Source organism: Mesotoga sp. UBA5825, assembly GCF_002432955.1.
Classification (GTDB): domain Bacteria; phylum Thermotogota; class Thermotogae; order Petrotogales; family Kosmotogaceae; genus Mesotoga.
Genome location: NZ_DJHG01000021.1, coordinates 1 through 22,509, shown reverse-complemented (window position 1 = coordinate 22,509; position 22,509 = coordinate 1). Strand labels below are relative to the sequence as shown.

Annotated in this window: 24 protein-coding genes; 11 read left to right on the top strand and 13 right to left on the bottom strand. The window is 45.5% G+C overall.

Annotated features, from left to right (window positions below; genetic code table 11):
* Positions 1–77: 77 nt before the first annotated feature.
* The 5 genes from B3N33_RS01405 to B3N33_RS01385 are packed head-to-tail and all read right to left on the bottom strand — an operon-like array spanning position 78 to position 4,126.
* Entirely contained in the window at positions 78–1,004 is a 927-nt protein-coding gene (locus B3N33_RS01405) for a 1-phosphofructokinase family hexose kinase (RefSeq protein WP_099829620.1), read from the bottom strand.
* A gap of 10 nt (positions 1,005–1,014) precedes the next feature.
* Entirely contained in the window at positions 1,015–1,701 is a 687-nt protein-coding gene (locus B3N33_RS01400; RefSeq protein WP_214060259.1) for an RsmE family RNA methyltransferase, read from the bottom strand.
* On the bottom strand, positions 1,702–2,970 hold the full coding sequence (serS, locus tag B3N33_RS01395) for a serine--tRNA ligase (RefSeq protein WP_099829622.1): 1,269 nt from the start codon (positions 2,968–2,970) through the stop codon (positions 1,702–1,704). It abuts the gene before it with no gap.
* A 15-nt stretch (positions 2,971–2,985) separates the two neighbouring features.
* Positions 2,986–3,651 carry an LptA/OstA family protein gene (locus tag B3N33_RS01390; RefSeq protein ID WP_099829623.1) on the bottom strand — a complete coding sequence of 222 codons (666 nt, stop codon included), beginning with the start codon at positions 3,649–3,651 and terminating at the stop codon, positions 2,986–2,988.
* A gap of 16 nt (positions 3,652–3,667) precedes the next feature.
* Positions 3,668–4,126, bottom strand: a complete 459-nt coding sequence (locus tag B3N33_RS01385; protein ID WP_099829624.1) for a MarR family winged helix-turn-helix transcriptional regulator — start codon at positions 4,124–4,126, stop codon at positions 3,668–3,670.
* 175 nt (positions 4,127–4,301) lie between these two features.
* Here B3N33_RS01385 and B3N33_RS01380 point away from each other — a divergent pair, with 175 nt between their 5' ends.
* The 5 genes from B3N33_RS01380 to prmC are packed head-to-tail and all read left to right on the top strand — an operon-like array spanning position 4,302 to position 7,941.
* Positions 4,302–5,006, top strand: coding sequence for a ribonuclease HII (locus B3N33_RS01380; protein ID WP_243392286.1), 705 nt, complete (start codon positions 4,302–4,304; stop codon positions 5,004–5,006).
* Positions 5,003–5,788, top strand: a complete 786-nt coding sequence (gene mazG, locus B3N33_RS01375) for a nucleoside triphosphate pyrophosphohydrolase (protein ID WP_214060874.1) — start codon at positions 5,003–5,005, stop codon at positions 5,786–5,788. Before B3N33_RS01380 ends, mazG begins: the two co-directional genes overlap by 4 nt.
* Positions 5,785–6,807 (top strand): SurA N-terminal domain-containing protein, encoded by a 1,023-nt coding sequence (locus B3N33_RS01370; protein WP_292589067.1) that lies wholly within the window; start codon positions 5,785–5,787, stop codon positions 6,805–6,807. Before mazG ends, B3N33_RS01370 begins: the two co-directional genes overlap by 4 nt.
* Position 6,808: 1 nt before the next feature.
* Positions 6,809–7,111, top strand: coding sequence for a metal-sulfur cluster assembly factor (locus tag B3N33_RS01365; protein WP_099829627.1), 303 nt, complete (start codon positions 6,809–6,811; stop codon positions 7,109–7,111).
* Positions 7,108–7,941, top strand: a complete 834-nt coding sequence (gene prmC, locus B3N33_RS01360) for a peptide chain release factor N(5)-glutamine methyltransferase (RefSeq protein ID WP_214060873.1) — start codon at positions 7,108–7,110, stop codon at positions 7,939–7,941. Before B3N33_RS01365 ends, prmC begins: the two co-directional genes overlap by 4 nt.
* Here the strand turns inward: prmC and B3N33_RS01355 are convergent.
* Positions 7,916–8,671 carry an SIR2 family NAD-dependent protein deacylase gene (locus tag B3N33_RS01355; protein ID WP_214060872.1) on the bottom strand — a complete coding sequence of 252 codons (756 nt, stop codon included), beginning with the start codon at positions 8,669–8,671 and terminating at the stop codon, positions 7,916–7,918. The two genes, prmC and B3N33_RS01355, sit on opposite strands and share 26 nt — an antisense overlap.
* Positions 8,664–9,257, bottom strand: a complete 594-nt coding sequence (locus B3N33_RS01350; RefSeq protein WP_214060871.1) for a DUF4897 domain-containing protein — start codon at positions 9,255–9,257, stop codon at positions 8,664–8,666. The genes B3N33_RS01355 and B3N33_RS01350 overlap by 8 nt, the downstream gene beginning before the upstream one ends.
* Before the next feature lie 144 nt (positions 9,258–9,401).
* Between B3N33_RS01350 and trpS the strand changes: the two genes are divergently transcribed.
* Genes trpS through B3N33_RS01330 form a run of 4 tightly spaced genes read left to right on the top strand, consistent with a single transcriptional unit; the run spans position 9,402 to position 12,361 of the window.
* Positions 9,402–10,385, top strand: coding sequence for a tryptophan--tRNA ligase (gene trpS / locus B3N33_RS01345; protein ID WP_099829630.1), 984 nt, complete (start codon positions 9,402–9,404; stop codon positions 10,383–10,385).
* Between the two features lie 2 nt (positions 10,386–10,387).
* Positions 10,388–11,077: a segregation and condensation protein A gene (locus B3N33_RS01340; RefSeq protein WP_214078783.1), complete on the top strand. Its 690-nt coding sequence runs from the start codon at positions 10,388–10,390 to the stop codon at positions 11,075–11,077.
* Positions 11,077–11,721 (top strand): SMC-Scp complex subunit ScpB, encoded by a 645-nt coding sequence (scpB, locus tag B3N33_RS01335; RefSeq protein ID WP_099829632.1) that lies wholly within the window; start codon positions 11,077–11,079, stop codon positions 11,719–11,721. Before B3N33_RS01340 ends, scpB begins: the two co-directional genes overlap by 1 nt.
* Positions 11,687–12,361: a pseudouridine synthase gene (locus B3N33_RS01330; protein ID WP_292589075.1), complete on the top strand. Its 675-nt coding sequence runs from the start codon at positions 11,687–11,689 to the stop codon at positions 12,359–12,361. Before scpB ends, B3N33_RS01330 begins: the two co-directional genes overlap by 35 nt.
* 28 nt (positions 12,362–12,389) lie before the next feature.
* Here the strand turns inward: B3N33_RS01330 and B3N33_RS01325 are convergent, their stop codons facing one another.
* The 6 genes from B3N33_RS01325 to B3N33_RS01300 are packed head-to-tail and all read right to left on the bottom strand — an operon-like array spanning position 12,390 to position 18,205.
* Complete coding sequence (locus B3N33_RS01325; protein ID WP_102819064.1) at positions 12,390–13,340, bottom strand: glycoside hydrolase family 130 protein; 951 nt, start codon at positions 13,338–13,340, stop codon at positions 12,390–12,392.
* 4 nt (positions 13,341–13,344) lie between these two features.
* Entirely contained in the window at positions 13,345–14,226 is an 882-nt protein-coding gene (locus B3N33_RS01320) for a glycosidase (RefSeq protein WP_099829635.1), read from the bottom strand.
* 12 nt (positions 14,227–14,238) lie between these two features.
* A complete protein-coding gene (locus tag B3N33_RS01315) occupies positions 14,239–15,057 on the bottom strand; it encodes a carbohydrate ABC transporter permease (protein ID WP_292589078.1) in 819 nt (272 codons plus the stop codon).
* Positions 15,054–15,932 carry a carbohydrate ABC transporter permease gene (locus B3N33_RS01310; RefSeq protein ID WP_214060120.1) on the bottom strand — a complete coding sequence of 293 codons (879 nt, stop codon included), beginning with the start codon at positions 15,930–15,932 and terminating at the stop codon, positions 15,054–15,056. Before B3N33_RS01310 ends, B3N33_RS01315 begins: the two co-directional genes overlap by 4 nt.
* An 18-nt stretch (positions 15,933–15,950) precedes the next feature.
* Positions 15,951–17,201, bottom strand: coding sequence for an extracellular solute-binding protein (locus B3N33_RS01305; protein ID WP_099829638.1), 1,251 nt, complete (start codon positions 17,199–17,201; stop codon positions 15,951–15,953).
* Between the two features lie 17 nt (positions 17,202–17,218).
* The gene (locus B3N33_RS01300) at positions 17,219–18,205 is read right to left on the bottom strand and encodes a LacI family DNA-binding transcriptional regulator (protein ID WP_292591928.1); all 987 of its coding nucleotides are present in this window, start codon (positions 18,203–18,205) and stop codon (positions 17,219–17,221) included.
* 349 nt (positions 18,206–18,554) lie between these two features.
* Here B3N33_RS01300 and B3N33_RS01295 point away from each other — a divergent pair, with 349 nt between their 5' ends.
* On the top strand, positions 18,555–19,880 hold the full coding sequence (locus B3N33_RS01295) for a hypothetical protein (protein ID WP_292591926.1): 1,326 nt from the start codon (positions 18,555–18,557) through the stop codon (positions 19,878–19,880).
* A gap of 57 nt (positions 19,881–19,937) precedes the next feature.
* Positions 19,938–22,250 (top strand): hypothetical protein, encoded by a 2,313-nt coding sequence (locus tag B3N33_RS01290; protein ID WP_292591924.1) that lies wholly within the window; start codon positions 19,938–19,940, stop codon positions 22,248–22,250.
* Positions 22,251–22,509 lie beyond the last annotated feature (259 nt).

Genomic DNA, 22,509 nt, shown 5'->3' with positions numbered 1-22,509 from the left:
TCGCCCTTCTCATTATGAAGGAGACACGGAACCTTCAAGAAGCAGGCAGAAACGTTGATGGTACGCGCTGAAAGTCATCATAGCCTTTTTACTTCGATTCTTGGCAGGAGTTCAATAACATCGTTGTACTTGCAGAGTTCAGTACCCGGAGTCATAACAGCCGCAGAACTAGCAGCTCCAGCCATTTTCAACGCAACCTCTGCTGTTTCTCCCAGCTCTCTGGACATGCAGTAGGCGGCAAGGAATGAGTCGCCGGCGCCAACTGCGCTCTTTACAGGAACTTCAGGAACGTTTATTCTATAGAGGCTGCCGCTCAGAAGTGCAAGAGCTCCCTTTCCACCCATAGTAAGAAGAACTTCCTCGATCGAGTACTTTTCAGAAACTTCCTGAACTGCCCTTCTGAGGTCGGACTCTCCTTTCAAGTCTCGTTTCAGCAACCTCTGAAGTTCGTGTGTATTCGGCTTTATTCCTTTGGGACCAGCCTTAACTCCTTCAGAAAAAGGTTCTTTATCGGAATCAATATAGACGTTGACACCAATACCCCTCATTCTTGAACACAGCTGCCTGTAAATATCGTTGCTGACTCCTTCTGGAACACTTCCGCATAATAGCAGATAGTCATCCTTTCTAAGCAGAATATCGACCGTCTTGAACAGCTTGTCTACTTCTCTGTTGGAGATAACAGGTCCCGGAAGACTCAACCTGTACTGTCCTTTTTTCGTTTCAATGAGTATGTTCGTTCTCGTCTCCTTATCACTTCTTACCGTTGCATAAACAACACCTTCTTCATCCAGCATTTCCTCTACTATCTTTCCGGTGTGTCCACCAAGAAAGGCAATTGATACAGAGTGACCACCCAGTTCGTTTACTACTCGAGACACATCTACTCCCTTTCCGGCGGGGTAATCCTTCACTCTCTCTACCCTTACGGTATCGTCTTCTGTAAGTCTTTCTGTGTAGAGAAATCTATCCAGCGCTGCATTCAATGTCAGTGAAAAGATCATCATCTTCCTCCTATATTCTGCCAAGAAAGTAATTGATAATACTTAGAATGACAATAACACCTGTCTCCACTCTAAGCGTTCTACTACCGAGAGAGATAGAAGTGCAATGATCGGTCAACTGCGCAATCTCCTTCTGAGTAAAACCTCCTTCAGGTCCAACAATCACTCTTAGATTACGTTCCTCAGCAAGATCTTTTTGCATCTCCCTAATTGCTCTTCCTCCAAAGTCAAGAAGCAGATTACGCGATCCTTCCAAGGCGAAACTCTTCAGAACAGATACTTCGGGAACACGAGGGTTCACACTCTGTTTTGCGGCCTCTTTGGCTACGGTCAGGAGCTTTGCGGTCTTGCTTTCGTCTAGTCTCGAGACTGACCTCACACTGTTGAAGACTTCTATTCTATCGACTCCGAGTTCAGTAGCTTTCTCAATAAGAATGCGAAGCCGTGGCCACTTCGTTGATGCCACGGCTATAGTTACTCTTTTTTTATCTCGTTCTATGTATTCTCGTTCGATTATCTTTCCAGAACTACTCGACTTTCCCAGCTCTTTAAGAACGAATCTGTAGATAGTTCCCCTTCCGTCGATACCTATCAGTTCATCTCCCGGATTAGCCCTCATCACCTTAAGGTGCTTCGTTTCATCGCTGTCAAGAGTGACCGTGTTACCTTCTGCCAATACAAAGTAAGCATTCGGCAATTAACCGATAACCTCCTGTCCCATATACGGCACGAGCACTTTGGGAACAACGATTTTTCCGTCCTCTCTCTGGTAGTTCTCCACTATTGCAACCAGAGTTCTTCCAACTGCAAGTCCCGAACCGTTCAGGCAATGCACGAACCTCAGTTTGTTATCGTCGTCTCTGAATCTGATGTTTGCCCTTCTCGGCTGGAAGTCTTCAACATTTGAACAGGAAGAGATCTCTCTATATGTATTGTATGAAGGCAACCAAACTTCAAGATCGTATGTCTTGGCTGATGCAAATCCGATATCTCCGGTGCAGAGAGATACAACTCTGTAAGGGAGTTCAAGCTTCTTCAAAACGTCCTCGGCATCGGCAGTGAGACTCTCCAGCGCATCATAGGACTTGTCGGGATGAGTGAACCAGACGAGCTCCACCTTGTCAAACTGATGGACCCTTATCATTCCTCTTACGTCCTTTCCATAAGATCCGGCTTCTCTTCTGAAGCAGGCGCTGTAGGCAGTGTACTTCTTTGGAAGATCGCTATCTATTATTTCATCCATGTGTTGTGCCACCAGCGGCACTTCGGCCGTCGGTATCATGAACATATCATCGGGATCTATCCTGTAAGCCTCGTCTTCGAACTTGGGAAGCTGACCTGTTGCCTGCATTGTCTCCCTCTTCACCATGAAAGGAAGGGCAACTTCTTCGTATCCCTTCGAGTGGTGGAGGTCTAGCATGAAATTCGCAATTGACCTCTCAAGCCTTGCGAGATCTCCCCTAAGAATAGTGAATCTCGCTCCAGAAATCTTGGCAGCCCTTTCGAAGTCAATCAGTCCTGTGTCCGGACCATAATCCCAGTGAGCTTTGATTTCGAAATCAACTTTTCTCGGTTCACCCCAGAATCTGAGAACTACATTGTCTTCCTCGCCCTTTCCTACAGGGGTCGTGCTTGAGGGGATGTTCGGAAGATACAGGAGTTTCTCTCTAAGCTCTTCGTCAATTTGAGAAGTTCGGTTGTCCAGGTCCTTGACTTCAGACGAAATCTCCTTTGCCCTTTCCATCAGAGAAGCAGCAAGACTCTGGTCTTTACTGGCCTTGGCGCGGGCAATTTCCGAGGATATACTGTTTCTTTCGGCCTTCTTTTGCTCCACAATTTGAAGAGCCTCTCGTCTCCTTGACTCAAGATTCACAATTTCGTCCAGTAGTTCGGAGCTCATACACCTCTGTTCAAGGCCCTTTCTAACAATCTCCGGATTCTCTCGAATCAACCTTACATCAATCATTGTCTCTTCCTCCTGCTAGAAAACAAGCTCTATCTCCACACTCTTTCCTTCGAATGAATCGTCATTTGTATCGTAAATCAGTTCACTGGCCCAGATCTTCCTACTATTCTTGAAGTCATCTACGAAAACGCTTCCTTTAAGGTTCAGGAGTCCCGTATCTCCAAAGTATTCGAAGTAAAGGGTATCAACGTTGAGGTCGCCCTTGTAATCGATGAAGATAAGTTCGGGAGTTGCCTCTTCGGTCTCCTTCGCGAAACCCTCGTAATATTCGCTCTTTTGATCGAAGTTGAGAATCTCTGTCCGATAAATGTTTATGTTTTTTCCATCTTCTTCCTTTGAGTAGATCATCGCTTCAACATTTCCGACAAGTATGCCGGTTGACTTATCAAGGTTGTAATCAAGGGAAGAGGCGGTTGCCTCACCGGTCTGAAACTTGACGAATGTCTCCCCTTCAGTCACAAAGCTTTCCCAGTCAGTTGTGCCTTTCGTGGCCGTTGCAAGAGGAGTCTCTACGTAAATGTCTCCATCCTTATTTATCGACACGTTACCTATAAAAGTAAAGACATCTTTTCGGAGCGACCCCAGAACAGTATCCCCTTTAATTCTCACGGTGCTTGCAAAGATTGTTGCTGCAAGGGAAACGAGAATTAGTCCAGTTATAATAATACTCTTTCTCTTCATGAATACCTCCAGACGATTATTCGTTTGCTTTCTTAGAGTCCATTATCTCTATAAGATTCTTGACGATTACCTCGAGAGCCTTTACCTGATCGGACTTTATTTCAGTCATTACCGATTTCAGGTACTCTACTCTTCTATCGATAACGTTCTCTATAAGTGTTCTTCCAGAATCGGAAATGTCGATTATGAATGATCTCCTATCTTTGTCGGAACGTCTTCGTTCTACCAAATCAGCATCAATAAGCCTTTTCACAAGACCTGTTGTTGTGCTCTTGGTTATTCCAAGCCAGCGACTGATGTCACTCATCCTCTTTTCTCCATTGAAGAAAAGGACCTGCAGGACATCGAACTGGGCCGGAGTGATCGGGAAGTCCCTCAGAACCTTTCTTCCTTCCCTTCTAATCCTCGTAGAAATCGTTCTCAGGTTTTTCTCCAGAACTGCTGCATCTTCCTTTTCGATTTCATTTCCGGACATCACTACACCTCCAAACCCTTTGTATTGGTTGAAAGAAACCGTTACTACTCAAGAGATTATATCATCATCTTAACCAGGGTTATGACTGATTCTAGCGTTGGTGGCGTTCATTCACGGTTATACTTGCATAATAACGGTGACTGAAGGCCGCCGAATGGTGATGTATAATCTCAGTATGAAATCAGCTGAAAGAGAGCTCGCCGATTTGACAAGGTTCGATGTCTCATATAGAGAGGATTACATAACAGTTGCCGGAGTTGACGAAGCGGGAAGAGGTCCTCTGTCAGGTCCGGTTGTAGCCGCCGCAGTCATTACGCTCGAACCTGTGGACGGTGTCTATGATTCCAAGGCTCTATGCAGAAAAGAAAGAGAGTATCTATACGATAGAGTGATGGAGGCTTCTATAGTTGGTATTGGGGTCTCGTCGCCTGAGGAGATTGACTTGTTGAACATTCTTGCTGCAACAAGGCTTGCAATGAATAGGGCTCTGAACAATTTATCCGAAAGGCCCAATTACGTTCTGGTTGATGGAAAGTCGCTTAATCTAGATGTTAAGGGAGAGTGCATAGTCGGAGGAGATAGAAGGAGCGCATCGATAGCCAGTGCCTCGATTGTAGCAAAGGTGTTCAGAGATAGAATTATGGATTCTTTGGACATTCTGTATCCTGAATATGGCTATCGAAGTCATAAGGGTTATGGCACAGAAAAACATCTGCAGGCTCTGAGAAAATACGGACCAACAACGTGGCACAGATTGACATTCAGGCCGATAAGAGAGCTGATCACAAAGGAATTGGCAACGCATTGGTCAAATGAAGAGGGAGTTGGCAGAGCAAGGCTTTTTAGAGCGGGCATGGTTGAGATGGAGGCAAAGAATTGAGAGACGAGTTTGAGGAAAGCGAATGGGTAAGACTAATCGAAACAATGAAGAAGTTGAGATCTCCCGGAGGCTGTGAATGGGATATAGAACAGACTCATAGGTCCTTGAAACCGTACCTGATAGAAGAGGCTTATGAGGTTCTCGATGCTATAGACAAAGGGAATGACAATGAGTTGGCAGAAGAGCTTGGCGACGTTCTCCTTCAGATAGTCTTCCACGCTCAGATTGCTGCCGAAAGAGGGGCGTTTTCTATAACGGATATTGTCAGTATGTTGACTGAAAAGCTTATCAGAAGGCATCCCCACGTCTTTTCCGATTCGAAAGGCTACTCCTATCGCCAATGGGAAGAGATCAAAGCGAAGGAAAAGGGAGGAAATGAGTCTCCCGCTTCTTCAATAGGCAAGGTCAACAAAGCGCTGCCAGCACTTAGTTTGGCCCGCAGGGTTCAGGAAAATGCATCGGTTGTTGGATTTGATTGGGAAGATATGAATGGTCCGCGCGACAAACTGAATGAAGAGATTGAAGAGCTGGACTGTGCTATAAAGGAAAGAGATAAAAAGAAGATTGAAGAGGAAATCGGTGACCTTCTCTTTACAGTTGCTAATTTATCGAGATTTCTCGAGGTTGATCCTGAATCAGCTTTGAGAAGATCGACAGAGAAATTCGTGAACCGTTTTCACGAGATGGAGAGTCATATTGAGAGATACGGTCTGGATATTGAAAGCATGACCATAGATGAGCTTAATCACCTGTGGGAAAAAGCGAAGGAGGGTACAAATTGAAGAAGCTGCTGATCGCTGCCCTGATTATTATGTTACTCACTGTAGCAACATTCGCGCAAACGGAGGATTTATCCGGGAGTGGGATAGCCGCCAGGGTAAATGGCGAGATTATCACCATGGACGCTTTTCTTTCTAAAGTTCTGCCTAACTACACTGAAATATCAAAAAGAATCGAAGAAGTAGATCCTCTGTTTTCTGAGATGCTTCTGAATACGGAAGCCGGTCAGAAGTTGCTTGAAGAATATGAAAGGAATTCTCTGGAGGCGTTGATTGAAGAGACTCTTCTTATTCAGTACGCGAGAGAAGCTGGGATTGAGGCCAACTCAGAAGCATTGAAGAGCGTTGTGAATAAGTCTATTATGGATACGCTGGCAGAATTGGAGATCGAGAAGTCCGATGCAGATCTCTTCTACATACTTAGGGGATACATCGACGGATTGAGTTCCTATGAGGCGAAAGTTGTCCGGGATCTTGCATACAGAGAGGTTCTTAATGCTCTCTATGAAGCAGTCACCATGAATGCTACGGTTACAGAAGAGGAGATTGAGCAGTATTACATGGCCAATTCGTCCAAGTATGCTGTGGAGGAAGAGAGAGCGAACATGAAGGTACTCCTGTTCGATTCATTCTCCGAAGCCTATTCTGTATGGAAGGCCGCGTCGAGAGATGCAAATCCAGCTTCCGTTCTCGACACTTTTCCCGAAGTTGTTACCGGAAGCTTCACGAGGCAGGAAATTGAAAGTCTCAATCCGGAACTGGTTAAGTCCCTCTTCAAGCCAACGGACGGCGAATTGCTTTCTTCTGTTGTAACTCTTGACAACAGATACGCGGTTATCTATCTTCAGTCATACTCTCCTGCAGGTTCGCAGGGTGTTGAAGATGTGAGGGAAGAGATCGAGAAGAACCTGATCGAAGAGAAAAAGGACTTGTTATGGAGAGTCTGGAAAGAACAAGAATTTAAGCCTTTCAAAGAAAGTGCCATAGTAGAAAGATACTATGAAGCAGATGGAGGAGAATGAATTGAGTGTCATAAAGGAAGATGTAATGAAAGCTCTTGAAGAAGTCTATGATCTCGAAATTGGCTTCGATATAGTTTCTCTTGGACTAGTTTACGGCGTGAATATTCAGGATGGGAAAGATGTGAGAATCAAGATGACGTTGACGACGCCGATGTGTCCCCTTGCCGGACTGATGACGGAAGACGCAAGAAGAAAGGTCAGCGAGATCGAGGGAATTGGGGACGTTAAGATTGAGCTTACCTTTGACCCACCATGGACGCCTGAGATGGCAAGTGATGACGTCAGAAAGATTCTTGGAATGTGAAATCAAGGGAGCTAATTGAGATATCAATAAAGAGGCTCAGTGAAGCGGGAATCGACAATTCCCGCTTTATTGTGTTCTTACTTTCGAAGGAAATCCTATCGCTGACTGAAGTCGATCTGCTTCTTGATACTAAAAGAGAAATCGAATCTTCTCTGACCGTTGAGTTTTTTTCGGCAGTGAAAAGAGTTGCCAAAGGAGAGCCAATAGACTACGTGCTTGGCTACAAAGATTTTTTTGGAATTAGACTAGAGCTTTCCCCTTGTGTGCTCATTCCCCGCAGCGAAACTGAAGAGTTGGTTGAGATCGTTATTGAGGAAGAAAAAGACTCTAAAGTCTTTGCCGATATCGGAACGGGAAGTGGAGCGATAGCCTGCGCTCTTGCGCGAAGTCTTCCCTCAGCTACTGTATTCGCGACCGACATCTCAACGGAGGCAATCGCTCTTGCGGAGCAGAATGCCAGAAATAACGGGATATCTAACGTGAAATTCATTGACGGAGACAATCTCAACGGACTCGGAGAATACCTGAACTCTGTCGAGGTTTTGGTTTCCAACCCGCCTTATATAAGAACAACAGATATCGATTTGCTCGATGTCAGCATAAAAAATCACGAACCGTTGACTGCCCTTGACGGCGGTAAGGATGGACTTGACTTCTACAGGGAGTTTTTCAGGAACCTCCCGCGTGGAAAGAGGGTATATCTGGAAATTTCTCAGTACGAGACGGACGGTCTTCGCAAACTCTTTTCGGAGATCGAAGGTTACTCTTGCGAGTTCAGAAAGGACTTATCAGGGAACTACCGATTCATGATTCTGCTTCCAATAGGCTGATGACTTCTTTAGAAAACCCTTCAAGTTCGACCCTAAAAATATGGTCGGCCAGATAATCGAGACCAGTCTCATCTCTATTCACGATTGCCACTCTGGCGCCAGATGATTTCGCAATTACCGGAAACTGAGCCGCAGGATAAACCATGAGCGAAGAACCTAATGCGAGAAACAGATCTGCAGCAAGCGCAGCATCTTCAGAGCTTCTGATAGCCTTCTCGGGAAGCATCTCGCCAAAGAAGACGATTCTTGGCTTTATTAGGCCTCCACAGCTGCATTTCGGAACATCAGCGCTTTCCAGAATGAGCTCCATCTCCGACCTATCAAACTTCCTGCTGCATTGAAGACAATCAAACAGGGAGACTGTTCCGTGCAACTCGACGACATCTCTTGCTCCAGCTTTTTGCAGGAGACCGTCGATATTCTGGGTGATGATTGTTTGAATCAATCCCATCTCTTGCAGTCTCGCTAGAAGTATGTGGGTGGCATTTGGTACTGTGTCAGCCATGGTGTGTATTCTCTCTCTTGCTACTTTGTAGTAACCAGCAGGGTCTTTCATAAAGGAACTGAGTTCGAAAATCTCTGGAGAGACTTTGCTGTATAGGCCCCCGGGACTTCTAAAATCTGGAATACCACTGGCAACAGAAACGCCGGCACCGGTTAGTACTGAGGTATTGGTAGATTCTTTTAGAAGAGAAAGGAACGACTTGGCTTCTTGACTGACTTCACTCACCTCTTGCAAACTGAATCTTTGGAAAGTTCGTCTTGCCAGTGTCTGCCCATATATATACATTTCCGTCTGCTACAACTGTTGGTGTGGGATTGACTTCGATAATCGTTGCGCCTGGCGGAATTGAGATAGTAAGTGAATAGGCTTCCCCTGTAAGATCGAACTCCATATCTCCCATATCAGTGTTTACTACTCCTTCTTCAACGGCAGCAAAGCCCGAAATAACGGCATGCTCAATTACTCTTACTCTGTTAGAACCGAGAACCGTTGCGGTCGACTGAAAGTCCTCTACATACATAGCCCGGTTGAAGCTCTCTGCAAACTGGGTCATTGACTCCTGGAAGTCTGCGAACTGTTCTTGCTGAGGTTTATCGTATTGCTCGAGAAACTGTGTCATCTGATTTGGTTTATTGAAGATGATCTCGGTTTCAATATCCAAGGTGGCTCGACCTTCGTAGTCATATGAATAGTTGCTGGTGGATGACAGAGTGTCAATATCAAGTCTGTTGTTAAATGCCATAAACATGTTGACTGCAGTCATCCCAACCATAACAACAACGAGTATGATGAGAAGGGTATTGAATTTCATATGTAACCTCCCGATTATTATTAGATTGGTCCTGAGAATATGATAACATCATTCTGTGCTAAAATACATTGTAGATACCTTTGCGATCGCAGTTGACGATCGATATTAGTTGTATATCGGGCTTTTCGGTTTGGAGGGATTTCAGTGCGAGTTCTCAGTGGCATGCGCTCGACCGGCAGACTTCATCTAGGGCATTTCGTAACTCTTGAGAAATGGAAAGAGCTGCAGGACCAGGGAAATGAATGCTTTTACTTCGTGGCTAACTGGCATGGCCTCACTTCCCATATAGATGAAAGTTCTAACTTCTATGACTGGAGTCTTGACATCGTCCGAACATACGTCTCAGTTGGTCTAGATCCCGAGAAATCAGTTCTCTTTGTTCAGTCTGCAATTAAGGAGCACGCGGAGCTGTTCCTGTATTTCTCTATGCTCGTGTCTGTTTCGAGATTGGAAAGGGTGCCGACTTTCAAGGATCAGAAGGAGCAGATCACAAACAAGGACCTTTCAAGTGGAGGGTTTTTGCTATACCCTGTTCTTCAGGCAGCGGATATTCTCATGTATCTGGCGACAGGAGTTCCGGTTGGTGAGGATCAGGTTTATCATGTTGAGCTTACAAGGGAAATTGCAAGAAGGTTCAACAATCAGTTTGGCGAAGTGTTCCCAGAGCCGGAACCGATTCTTGCTAAAGTGCCCAAGCTTCCGGGAACTGATGGCAGAAAGATGTCCAAGAGCTACGGGAACTACATTCTGATCGATACGGATGAGAAAGAGCTCTGGAAGATGATTGCTCCGATGATGACGGATCCGGCGAGAAAGAGAAGAACCGATCCGGGAGATCCGGAAAAATGTCCTGTATGGGATTATCATAAGGCTTTCACTTCCTCCGATGAAGAGAAGTCTTGGGTCGTTCAAGGATGCAAGACTGCAGGAATCGGCTGTTTGGAGTGTAAGAGACTCCTTCAGCAGAACCTGGTTGAAAGACTCTCCCCTGTTTGGGAGAGGCTGTCCTATCTGAAAGAAAACTGTGAGGAGCTTTCCGAGATAATCGAAGATGGAAATCGAAGAGCTGCAGAAGTGGCTAAGGAGACAATGAAGAGGGTTCTTGAAGCAACTAAGCTGGGGTGGTGAAGGTGGAACAGCTTGAACTGGTCTTCAGTTTCCCTGAATTCGAAGGACCGCTTGACTTGCTCGTGTATTTAGTCAGGAAACACCGGGTAGACATTCGTTCGATCCCCATCACAGTCATAGCAGACGAGTTCATTGCACACGTCAACAAGATGAAATCTCTGGATATGGTAGTGACTTCCGATTTCCTGGTGATGGCTTCAACTCTCATGGAGATGAAGTCCAAGGCTCTGCTCCCCAGAATGAGCAATAATGAAGCCGAAGTGTTTGAAAATCAGCAGAAAGAACTCTACAAAAGCGTAGAGGAGTATAGGGCCTTAAAGGACCTGTCAAAAGAATTCCGGGTAAAGCTCTACGATGCTTACAGCTATGAAAGGGCAACAGCCAAACCGGTAGTTGATCAGAAGAGGAAAGAGGATCTTCCGGACGAACTTACGGAAGCTTTCAAAGCCATTCTAAAGGAGACGGTATTAAGAGAAAGAGTATATACAATCGTTTCCGAGAGCATAAACGTTGAAGACCGAATGCTTCAGATAGAACAGCTCTATGAGACAATTGAGCTGTACAAGTTCCTTATGGATCTCGAAAGCAGATCGGAAGTAATTGTCTCCTTTCTTGCAGTGCTTGAACTCCTGAAGCTCAACAGGTACTATCTTGAAAGTGTAGAGCCTCTCGTTCTCAGAAGGAGGGTCTAGTGAACGAGGAATTGACAAAGAAGGCAATTATCGAAGCGCTGATCTTCTCTGCAAGAAGCGGCATTGAGCCGTCAAGAATCGCGTCGATTATCGGTATGAAGCTGAATCAGGTTATGTTACTGCTTGAAGAGCTAGAGGGAGAATACCAAGGACATGATCACGGTGTAATGATTAAGTCCGTTAACGGCAGGCTCAGATTCTATACCAAAGCATCGATTCAGTCATATGTAAGTCAAATATCGGTGAGACCTCTGGTGAGCATTACCGACACTCAGATGGAAGTTTTGGCGACTGTGGCTGTGAAGGGACCGCTAACAAGAAATGATGTTGAACTAATAAGAGGAAGGTCTTCTCAAGCCCAGCTTTTAGAGCTGTCTAAGATGGGACTTGTGGGCAAGAGGAAATCGAAGCTGCCGGGCAGACCTTACCTCTACAAAGTCAGTTCGCGCTTCTACGAATTGTTCCAGGTTGACGATCTCGCGGAGATTGTTCAGGGGTTGGCTATTGGCGGGGGGGAAGATAGTTTTGAGGCTTCACGAGATGATCTCACAGATAACGGGAATGTCGAGAAGGAAGTCGACTCAAGCGATCCTGGACGGGAGAGTGAAGGTGAACGGCAGGATCGAGACATACCCGAGACTTGATGTAATTCCGGAGTCTTCAGAAATTCTTCTTGACGGAAGTAAGCTAAGCTTTTCCATAGAAGAAAAAGTCGTATATTTGGTTAACAAACCTCTTGGTTATCTCAGCGCCATGAGCGATGATCGTGGAAGAAAGACGTTGGCTGATCTGATAAGTGAAAGGATTAAGGAGAGAGTATTTCACGTAGGCAGACTGGACCAAGACAGCTGCGGATTAATAATCATGACGAATGATGGTGATCTCGCTAATCTCGTTTCTCATCCTTCTTCAGAGATAGAGAAGACTTACGTCGTGGGAATAAAGGGAAGACTTACCGATCAGGATATCGAAGCTGTGAGGGCTGGTGTTACACTTGCCGATGGATTCAGAACAGCTCCGGCAAAGATAAGACTGGTCAGAAGTGATGAAGATCTGTCGAAGTATTCGATTACGATTCACGAAGGCCACAAACGAGAAATTAGGGAGATTCTTAGGGTATTCAACAAACAGGTTTCCACTCTTGTCAGAGTTGCTATAGGCACTCTTGGCATATCTCTTGTTCCAAATCCAGGTGACATAAAAAGGCTAAGCAAGAGGGAGATTGAATCGCTGAAGAAAGGGGCCCAGAAAAGGAGCCCCGGTAAGGACAACAAGAGATTGTAGATGTCTTCATTACCAAAGATTCACAGTCTCAGCTACTAAGATCAACAACGAACGCTCCAATGTAGGTGTCTGCTGCACCATAGTACAGAATCAGCTTTTCTTCATGAACTACGGCTCCTTCGATAAATATCACGTTTGGGACCTGCCCTTGTTTTTCCCAAATAAGTTCAGGTTCTGCGAGAAACCTGTCAGTCCTCATTATAAGTTTTCTGGGATTGCTTATATCAAATAGCGCAGCCCCCGGCCTGTAGATCGTGGAAAAGTCGGCGCTGTTGTATATGAGAAGAATCCCCTCTTCTGTTATAATGGGCGTCGGTCCCGGCTCTATCAGTCTGCTGTCGAAGTAACCCTGTCTTGGTTCCAATACGGGACGGGGAAATACCGTCCAATTTCTGAGGTCGGTGGAATAAGCGAGTTTTATAGAGGAATCTCCAAAGTACATGAAGTACTTCCCATCAATCTTGGCAGGGACGATTGCGCCTGACTTTGACCAGGTATCGTCTTTGAATACCGGGCCCAATTTCTCCCACTCTTCGAAGTCCTTTGAGACGGCTATGCACAGTCTCGCCTTCCCCCCATCATAACCCGTGTAGGTAAGTATATAGGTATCGTCTATCTTCACTATTCGAGGATCTTCGCAGCCTCCCGGGATCTCGTATGATTCCGTTGGCGAAATCAGAGGATCTGACCGCCTTGAGAACTCGAAGCCATCTGCCGATGTCGCCAGGCCAATCCTTGATGTGCCATTCCATCTACCTGTGCCGGCCCAGTCTTCCGATCTGTAGAGAAGATAGACAGTCGAGTCAATAACTATAGCTGCCGGATTGAATACGGCCTTGCTCTCCCACCCGACACCTTGAGGCATCACTATAGGAAGCTCAGATGCTCTTTCAATGTTATATAGCGATTCAAACTCTATCGAAATGGAAAATACCGATGAACATAGAGAGAGCAATACCACAAGCAGTAGTCTTCTCACATAATCAACTCCTTATCCAGTTGATCACAACCTCTTTCTCGATTGTGGCCAGAGCGATAAGGTTGTCTGCCGCCCCATAATAAACATAATAGTGTCCTTCGTGTTCCACCATTGCATCGGAAAAAACGACATTTGGGACGCCTCCAAACACTTCCCACTCTTCTTCTGGTTCAAGAATCGGTTCATTGCTTCTCTTTATGACCTTCTCAGGGTTCTCTGAGTCTAGTAACATGAACCCCAGTCTGTAAGTAGGTCTAGGAGTGTCTTCCACGCCGTGATACAGTACAAGCCACCCGTATTTAGTTTTGATAGGTGGAGCACCTACCCCAATCTTCAGATTGTCCCACATGCTGGGTCTCGGACCGGCTATAGAAGTGAATCGTGTCCAGGTATTGAGATCGTCTGAATACGCCAGATACATGTCCGGTTCGATTCTGTGGAACATAATGTAGCGTCCGTTCACCTTCTCCGGAAACAGTGCTGCATCCTTGTTGTCGACATCCGGGATAATTACTCCGTGACGCTCCCAGCGGAGAAAATCAGTCGTTGAAGCCATCGAAATTCGTACACCAAGAGGAGAATAGGCCGTGTATTGCATGAAGACTTTTCCCTCCAGCTCCGTTAGCCTGGGGTCCTCAACGCCGTAAAGCTCCCATTGACTTCCGGGAGTAAAGACCGGCTTCTCAAGTCTGTTGAATCTAACACCGTCGAGTGAAACGGCGTAGCCCATTCTTGAAACCATATCTTCTCCCTGGGCCCTGTATAGCATGTGAAAGACTTTTTTTCGTTTGACAACGGCACAGTTGAAAACATACTTAGATTCCCAGTGATGTTGCGGGATCGGAGAGATAAGAGGGTTTAACGGATGTCTTTTCAGTTTGATCACAACTCTCACTCCTTATTTCAATGACATAGAGATTCCTTGAAGGAAGTACTTTCTGAACACCAGAAATATGACTACCATGGGCATAGTCTGAAGGACAGAACCTGCAAGAACCGGTCCCAGGTAACTTCCGTACTGCATATTGAAGCTTGCCAAAAGTACTGAAAGCGGCATCTTTGAATAATCGCTGACAACTATTAGAGGCCACATGAAATTATCCCATATTCCGATGAATGTGAAGAGTCCAACGATAGAGACGGTCGAGCTAGTTAGCGGGATCAACACCTTCGTGATTATCCAGAGGTCGTTTGCTCCATCCATTCTAGCTGCTTCAAGGTATTCGTTTGGAACGGCTCTGAAGGACTGCGTAAACATGAAGACACCCCAAGCGGAAACGAGGGAAGGAAGTATGAGGGCCGTTCTGGTGTCAATTAGACCGAGATTCCTTATGAGGACATATAAAGGGACAATAAAAAGAAATCCCGGGAATATCATCTGAAATATTATGAAATTGAATATCACATTTCTTCCTTTGAAACTTAGCCTTGATAGTCCGAAGCCAACGAGAGCCGAGGTCACTAGTACTCCAAAGGTAACGGTTACAGATATGAATATCGAATTGCCAAGAGCTTGAATAAACGGTCTCTCCATCTTGTCGGCGGCTTCTAGAATGAATCTATAATTATCAAGGGTGAACCGGCTCGGCAGGAATCCGCCATAGATTTCATTAGTTGGCTTGAAAGACGATAGCAGCATCCATATATATGGGTAGATCCATACGACGGAGGCGGCAAAGAGAATGACATAAAGGATAATCATCGGTATTTTCTTCATACCATCTCCACCTCTCTTTCAACAAGCTTCCTGGTGAGCAACACGCATCCGTAACTCAGAAGAGCCACTATGATTGCCAACGCCGATGCGTATCCCGGATTGATTTTCTGGAATGCTGTCGTGTAGATGAGCATCTGGAATGTATATGTGGTTCTCATCGGACCTCCTCCCGTAATGAGGAAGGGCTCGGTGAATATTCCAAAAGTTAGAGTAAGGGAGAGAACCAGAACCATAACTATCGACGGATTTATAAGGGGCAGAGTGATCCTGAAAAATCTGGTCATCTTTCCTGCTCCATCCAGTTCAGCAGATTCATATAGACTCTCCGGTATTGCCTGAAGCCCTGAGAAAAGAATGAGACCGTAGTAACCAATGAATTTCCAGGTTACCATCACAGCGATAGATAGCGTTGCCAGCTGTGGACTGCTAAACCAGGGGATTGTGATTCCGAAAATAGACCTAGTAATGCTGTTTAAGGGACCGTTTATCGCAAACAGCTTTTGGAATATGATCGAGTAGGCGACTCCGGAGGAGACGTTGGCAACGAGAAATGCCAGTATGAAGAAGGTCCTGAACATCTTCACCTTCTTCAGGCCAAGAGCAAAGAGTAAGGAGAGACCGAGAACCATTGGGATGAAGTAAAGCATGAAATTGAAGGTGTTCAGGAAGACCCTCCAGAATAGCTCATCCTGGAAGAGCTTAATGAAATTGTCAAACCAGATAAACTTCCTGGGTGTGAAGTAATTCCATTTCGAGAGTGCCAGAATCAGTAACCATACGAACGGGTACCCCCAGAAAATCGCTGTATATACTAGGTATCCTCCTGACAGAGACCAGCCCTTTATTGCGTCGATGGTTTTCAATCTCTTCCTCACTCAAAATCACCTCTTCTCTTAGAAGAGTTCTCTTCTTACTCTTGTTGCCGCATCGCTCAAAGCTTCGAATGGAGTGGATTTTCCATACATTATTTGTTCGATGAGAAATGTCGTGAGAATATCTTGAACCTCAACAGTCTTGGTGGTTAATGCGGGCGGGACAGCATAGGCAACATGGCTAGCGTAAGCGGCGAACTTTGGGTTCTCATCCATGTATTCTTGAAAGATGGGGTTAGATAGCAGATCCTCTCTTGCAGGAGGAAGGTTGGTAACTTCCATCCATTTCCGATCTTTCTCAATATCTGAGTAAACCCACTTGATGAACTTCCATGCGGCTTCCTTATGCTTTGTTGTTGCAAACATTACCAGTCCCTTAGTATCTGCGAACGTGTATATTGGTTTGTCTTCTGGATAGTCGTCCGGGACTGGAGGTGGAGCGATTGCAATGTGGTCAAAGACATCAGGGAAGAGGTTCCTCGCCTGATTGATCTCCCAAGGCCCGAATATACCACCAAGAACTACTCCGAAGTAGAATGGGTTGCTTCCGAGGTCGACCGCCGTCCAGTTGTTTCTGAACATGGTATCTATGAATGTGACGACTTCTTTCCCCGTATCGTTGTTGAAGAGAGCTCTTGCTTTCTCAACATCCAGGTATGGGGAGCCCTCGCTTGCCGCATAGTAATAGGTTATGAAATCATACCATCTGTCGTACCAGTTTCTGCCCATTACGACCAATGTTCCATACTTCTCGTAAGGGACGGAATACTTCTCACTGATTTCATAGATCTCCGAGTATGTTCTGGGCGGCCTATCATATCCCAGCTCTTTCAGTATGTCCGATCTCCACCACATCATAATCGGATTCGAGTATATTGGGAGCACGTAATAGTCGTTTCCAAATTTCCAGCTTTCGACTATTGAAGTCATCTTCCTCTTCTCCATTAGCTCCCAGAAATCCGGGAAGGAGTTTAGCGGAACAAGTATGTCTGCTTCGATAAGTTGTGCTGCGAAACCCGAGAAGATGTTCGTGCAGATGTCAGGCATTCTTCCCGATGCGATTGATGTGAGTATAGCCTCCTCTGAGCTACCGGCAGCCGGGATCGTTGACCACTTTATCTGGATATCCGGGTTGTTCTGATTCCACTCGGAAACCACTTCTTTCCAGAAACTCTCTTGAAGAGGATTTGGCGCTGTCCAGAAGACAAGCTCAACGCCAAGTAATCCCGAGATAAGGCACAGGAATACCGTTAACAGAATTAGTTTTTTCACGATCTTTACCTCCTTTTCTATAAAGTGCTCTCTCTCTGGACAAATTCGGTAAACAGAGAAATCTTTGTAGGATGAGGTTCATTGCCAATTAGCAGACTCTGCAGTCTTCTTGATGCTACAACCCCCATCTCACGCTTGAAGATCTTGAATGTCGTCAACGAAGGGGTGGTACCGGAAGAGTTTATAATGTCATCAAATCCCATAATCGATGCCTCTTCTGGTATTTTTATGCCTCTTGCCTGAAACTCTTCCATTGCTCTGATTGCGGCCGTATCATTACACCCGAATACTGCGTCTGGAAGCCCGTATCTTGAAAGCAAAAGGTCAATAATCGCGCTCATATTGTCGTTTTCTTCGTCGTATTCAAATGCTCTAGGCAAGTAGCCGGCGCTTTCCATTGCTGAGATATACCCGTCGTATCTATCTCTGAAACCAAAGTGAGACAGGGGACCATGGATGTTCACTATCTTCTTCAGACCTTTTGAGAAGAGCTTTCTCATTCCATATACAGCTCCATCGTAACCATCAGAAACAACACAGTCTACCTTGACACCGGCAAGATACTGATCGACCAGCACAACCGGTTTCCCGCCCTCTTTGACCATTCTCACATCTTTCTCGCTTATTTCTCCACCTATCATCAGATATCCGTCAAAACTATTCGAGAACTCATCTGTCGATACTAATTCTCCTCTCATGTTGTTGTTTAGAAAGAACTCCTCAATTCCATTAAGAACGATAGTGTAAAATTGATCAGATTTGCTGGAAAGAATCTTAAACAATCTTCTGCCAGCGACGATGCCGATGTTGAAGTCAAGCTTTCTGCTTGCAAGGTAGCTTGCAACTTTTGAGGGTTTGTACTCGAGTTCTTCTATGGCTGACAAGACCTTTTCTCTTGCCTTCTTCGAAACGTAGCCGCTCTTATTCAGCACTCTTGAAACGGTTGCGGTTGATACTTCTGCCAGTCGTGCGACATCAGATAGTTTTGCTGACAAGTAAATCACCTCTAGCTATGTAAACGCTTACATCTCTAAAAGTAATATACCTCGATTGAGGCTCGATAATCACATTCGAGTAGCAACTAATAAAGCCATTCAGTTAGTATTTAGAGCTATTAAGTCAGTAATATGCCGTTTTGCATTTCTTAAATAACCGTAGGTATCAAAGTTGATTAAACTTAGACGAAAAAAGTAAAGTTAGTGCGGAATCAGGTTATATTACCAATTGATTGCCGATAATCTTCGTAAGTCATTATTTTTGATTCCATATCATTCTAGATCAAAGAAGTGACAAGATTCTATAATCTTAAGTGATATGTAAGCGATTTCACATCGACTTCTAGGAGGTGTTTGTATGAAGAGGTTCTTGGTTCTTTTCTTCATAGTGCTTTCGGTCTTTTTAGTTGCAGAGACTGTAAGGGTTCCCGTGTCTGTCAATTCCTTCACCGGGGAGCCTGTTGCCGTTACAATTGCCATGAGTGATATTCTTGATCTCGTTGGGGTTGACTTCGATGCCAACTGGGACTCATTAAGAGTTGTTCAAGACGGAAAGGAGCTTCCGTATCAAATTGATGATGCCGATCTGAATGGAAGGCTCTCATCCGGGGATATTCTCTCCTTCTTGATCACAGGTCCTGCAGAGATAACGGTTAGTGACAACTTTGACATTCTTCCCCCAACCTACCAGTCGGTAGGAAAAGTAACTGAGGAAGATGGGCAGTGGGTTATTGAAATCGGGGAAATAACTGCAATTGCCAATAACAAAGGTCTCGTTAAGGTAACTGGTTTCGGAGATGTGGAAGGAACTGTGGTCGATGAGATAGGCATTGTCAGGATGTCGGGTTATGTTGGATCGACCTATTACATCGATGGAGAGTTTGGCAGGCACGAAGAAAAGACGTCGGGGGATTTTGCAGTCAAGGAAGTCTCGGTTCTTCCTGCCGGGCCCGTAGGAATCACTGTTGTTAGCACGCTTGAAGCGAAACCTTTCCTGGGTGTAACTCAAAAAATCATCACCACAATCTTCAGCAATGGGGATATAATTTCTCACAACACCTTTGAATTTGCGACATATGCCGAACTAATGAAACTACAGATAATGGCAACAAGAGTATTGACTGACGTAGCTGAAGACACGGTCCATACGCTTCCTGTATTCAGAAGACTTCTCTGGGCCGATCAGCTTAATATTACACCACTAGAATACTGGCTAGAGAGAAATGCGATAATGTATTTCGGAAACAAGCCCTATATTGTCTTCCCTGCTGTAGATTCAATGAGACCGCTTTGGTGGGGTGCGACGTACATATTTGCTTCTCAGGAAAGCTGGAGAGCCAACTACTCGTTGTCATTGAAATTGGGTGTCGCAGAGATAAACCCCGAAGTACCTGTTGTAGTAGCCGACTACGAGAAATGGATAGGAGGTCTTACTTGGGTATATGAGAGCAGGGAATTCAGGGACGGATACTTCGAATGGATGCCCGGTGAGATTGACATCTTCGAAAGCACTAGAGGTTATGTCTCTTCAAACTGGGAAGACTACGTAAAGCGCTTTGCGGCAGGAGATGTTGTCAGTTTCAAGAGAGTCTACTCGATATTCAACGCCGACTCAATTCAGGATTCAATCGAGTTCGCTGAGCTCAAGAAGTCGGAGATTCAGTCACTCAAGATAGGAGAATAATCGATCTTTGTTTTAGGGTGAGAGGTTGCCTCTCACCCTTTTATTTTGGAGGTGTCTATGAAGAAGGTAATCGTCTTGCTCTTATCTCTTGCTTCAGTCTTGCTTATCGGGATGGAGGTTCAGCTTAGTCTAGGACATCTGGAATTCCTTAGAGACGAGTTCTCGATTGAGAATGTCACAAGAGTTGGTTACTGGATTTATGCTGACAGACTTCCCGATGGAAGCTACAAACATGCCGATGCTCCCGGCGAAGGAGTTACATGTGTTGATGATGTGGCGAGGGCGGCGATACTTTATTTGAGACTCTTTGAGACTTCAGGAAAACCTGAGTACTTCGGACGGGCAAGAGAAGCGCTGGAATTTGTACTTTCAATGCAGGATGTCGATGGGGACTTCTACAATTTCGTATTCGAAGATGGAAGAATAAACCTAAATGGGCCTACTTCCAGAAAAGGAGGAAACTGGTGGGCAGCTCGAGCATTATGGGCGCTTACTACCGGAGCACGGATATCTCAAGATTTTGACCCCGAGTTTTCTGTTAAACTGACCGAAGCTGCACATAGGTGCTTCCGAAGAATAATCAGCTTTGAACAGGACGGTCTTATTCATGGCTACACCGACCTCTCATCCGTTGTTCTTCTTGGAGCCGCCGAGTTGTTCATGATAGGCAACGATGCACTCGTGGGAAGTTTCGTTGAAAGGTGTTCTTCTGCTATTCGAGATAAGCTGGTTCTGAATAGCGACTCGCTTTTTGACGGTCTTGTAGACGAGGCACCACCTTCAGAATCGAAGTATTACTGGCACGGTTGGGGTTCGAGGCAGCTGGAAGCAATAGCTTTGGCAAGTGCGATTCTAGAAGACGACAATCTTCTTGAAGCTTCTGTAGAGGCTTTCAAGCGAAGCTCGGCGCTTCTGCTGAATGCGGGGCCTCTATACTCATTGTCTCAATACTTGCAACTTTTCCCGCAGATAGCCTATGCTGCAGAAGCTGCGATTTCAGCAGGGTATATGCTGTATGAACTGACCGAAGATGATGAGATTGCCTCTACAACGGCTCTTCTTGGAAGCTGGTTCCTTGGTGTCAACAAGTTGAACCAGTCAATGATAGGGAGGAACGGAGAGGGATTTGACGGACTTGAATTCTCACACGTAAATAGAAATGCAGGAGCAGAATCTACGATTTCCATGCTTCTTTCTCTCGAAAGGATCAGTAGGCTTCCCGATCAGTACGAACGGTTCTTTTCTGGTGAAGTAGAGATACTTGCGCGGGTTGAGGTAGTTGAAGCAGAATCCATGAGGGCTGGCCTTTCCGAATCAGCGATAATCCAGGGTACCGGCTTTTCGGGCAATGCCGTAATAAACATCTCAGGAGCATTCAGTCTTCGTATGCCAATAACACTTGCCGAGACATCATATTCAGTATTTGCAGCTCTAAATGAAGTCAAAGCTAACGAAGTGGTCTTTACCTTGAGGCTTGGGGATTCCAGATCAGAGAAGGTAGTCAGCCTAGAGCGGAGAGCCATTCTCAAAATCGGTACTGTAAAAGGTACAGGTAATGAATCTACCTTCACGGTGGGAGGAAGAATAACCGAAGGTAGTTTCGATCTCGATCAGATAATTCTCGTGCCGAATTTGGTGGTTGCTTACGATCCAGGAGAAGATGTTTCCTTTATTCTCAATTTCCGTGGAAGCGAGGAAGCACAAGAAGGTATTTCAATTGCAAACGGTAGGATCTTTGAAAGAGAGAGAAAGATTACTGAAGTACCACCGTCACTGGTAGTGGATGTTGTCGAACAGGACGGGTTCGTTCATTTGAATCTTGAAGAGCTATTCAACAACAACGGAATTGCATCTTCCGATGAGAGAAAAACGGCGAATTTCGACAACCCTCAGGGATTATTTGGAGCTTCTTACATATCTGCAGAGCTGGAGAGAGAGCTAGAATCAGGATTCCTTTCTGTTGGTGAGACTAGATTCTTAATGAACATCAAAGGCGACGACAACCTAAGACTCACGGGCCAGGCGATTACATTTCCAGCAGAAGTATTCAGTCGTATCTGTATCCTCGGTTCGGCGAACCATGGTGACTACGTCGGTGAAGCGCAGCTGATCTACGAAGATGGTTCGCAGCAAATGATCCAGTTGTCGTTTTCCGATTGGTGCGGAGGGCCATCGACTGGAGAGGAAATTGCGTTCGTGTTTTCCGGCAGATACGATAATACTGGGAATACAGAGAGAATCAAGTGCATGCTGTACTATCGTTGTAGTGATCTTCTTGATAAACCGTTGAAAAGCATAGTCTTTCCTCAGCTGGCTAATGTGCACATTTTCGCAGTCTCGTTTGAGAGATCAGGCTTCGGTGTTCAGTAGCAGTGAAGTTATTTGGAGAAGAATGCCGGTCCGTTGACGCAGGCCAGTTCTGCTTCGCGACCGGAAAACCCGCTTAATGCTTGAGGGAACACGCTGTGCGCTGGGAAAAGCAGTCCTCAGGTTTGCCGTCCAATAGCTAGGATCCGTCCTTCTTAAAGATTAACCGAGAAAGAGCGTTGTCGAGTGCTTCGCTTCGAGAGTGCGAGAATTCATGTTGACCGTCAACGGTCCACCGTTCTCCGAGAAGAGAGAGGACAAG

Bases quoted from the DNA above. Each gene is read 5' to 3' on its own strand.
- B3N33_RS01290 (WP_292591924.1), top strand. From the start codon at position 19,938: ATGAAGAAGGTAATCGTCTTGCTCTTATCTCTTGCTTCAGTCTTGCTT.
- serS (WP_099829622.1), bottom strand. From the start codon at position 2,970: ATGATTGATGTAAGGTTGATTCGAGAGAATCCGGAGATTGTTAGAAAG.
- B3N33_RS01380 (WP_243392286.1), top strand. From the start codon at position 4,302: ATGAAATCAGCTGAAAGAGAGCTCGCCGATTTGACAAGGTTCGATGTC.
- B3N33_RS01390 (WP_099829623.1), bottom strand. From the start codon at position 3,651: ATGAAGAGAAAGAGTATTATTATAACTGGACTAATTCTCGTTTCCCTT.
- B3N33_RS01385 (WP_099829624.1), bottom strand. From the start codon at position 4,126: ATGTCCGGAAATGAAATCGAAAAGGAAGATGCAGCAGTTCTGGAGAAA.
- B3N33_RS01350 (WP_214060871.1), bottom strand. From the start codon at position 9,257: ATGAAATTCAATACCCTTCTCATCATACTCGTTGTTGTTATGGTTGGG.
- B3N33_RS01315 (WP_292589078.1), bottom strand. From the start codon at position 15,057: ATGAAGAAAATACCGATGATTATCCTTTATGTCATTCTCTTTGCCGCC.
- B3N33_RS01295 (WP_292591926.1), top strand. From the start codon at position 18,555: ATGAAGAGGTTCTTGGTTCTTTTCTTCATAGTGCTTTCGGTCTTTTTA.
- B3N33_RS01405 (WP_099829620.1), bottom strand. From the start codon at position 1,004: ATGATCTTTTCACTGACATTGAATGCAGCGCTGGATAGATTTCTCTAC.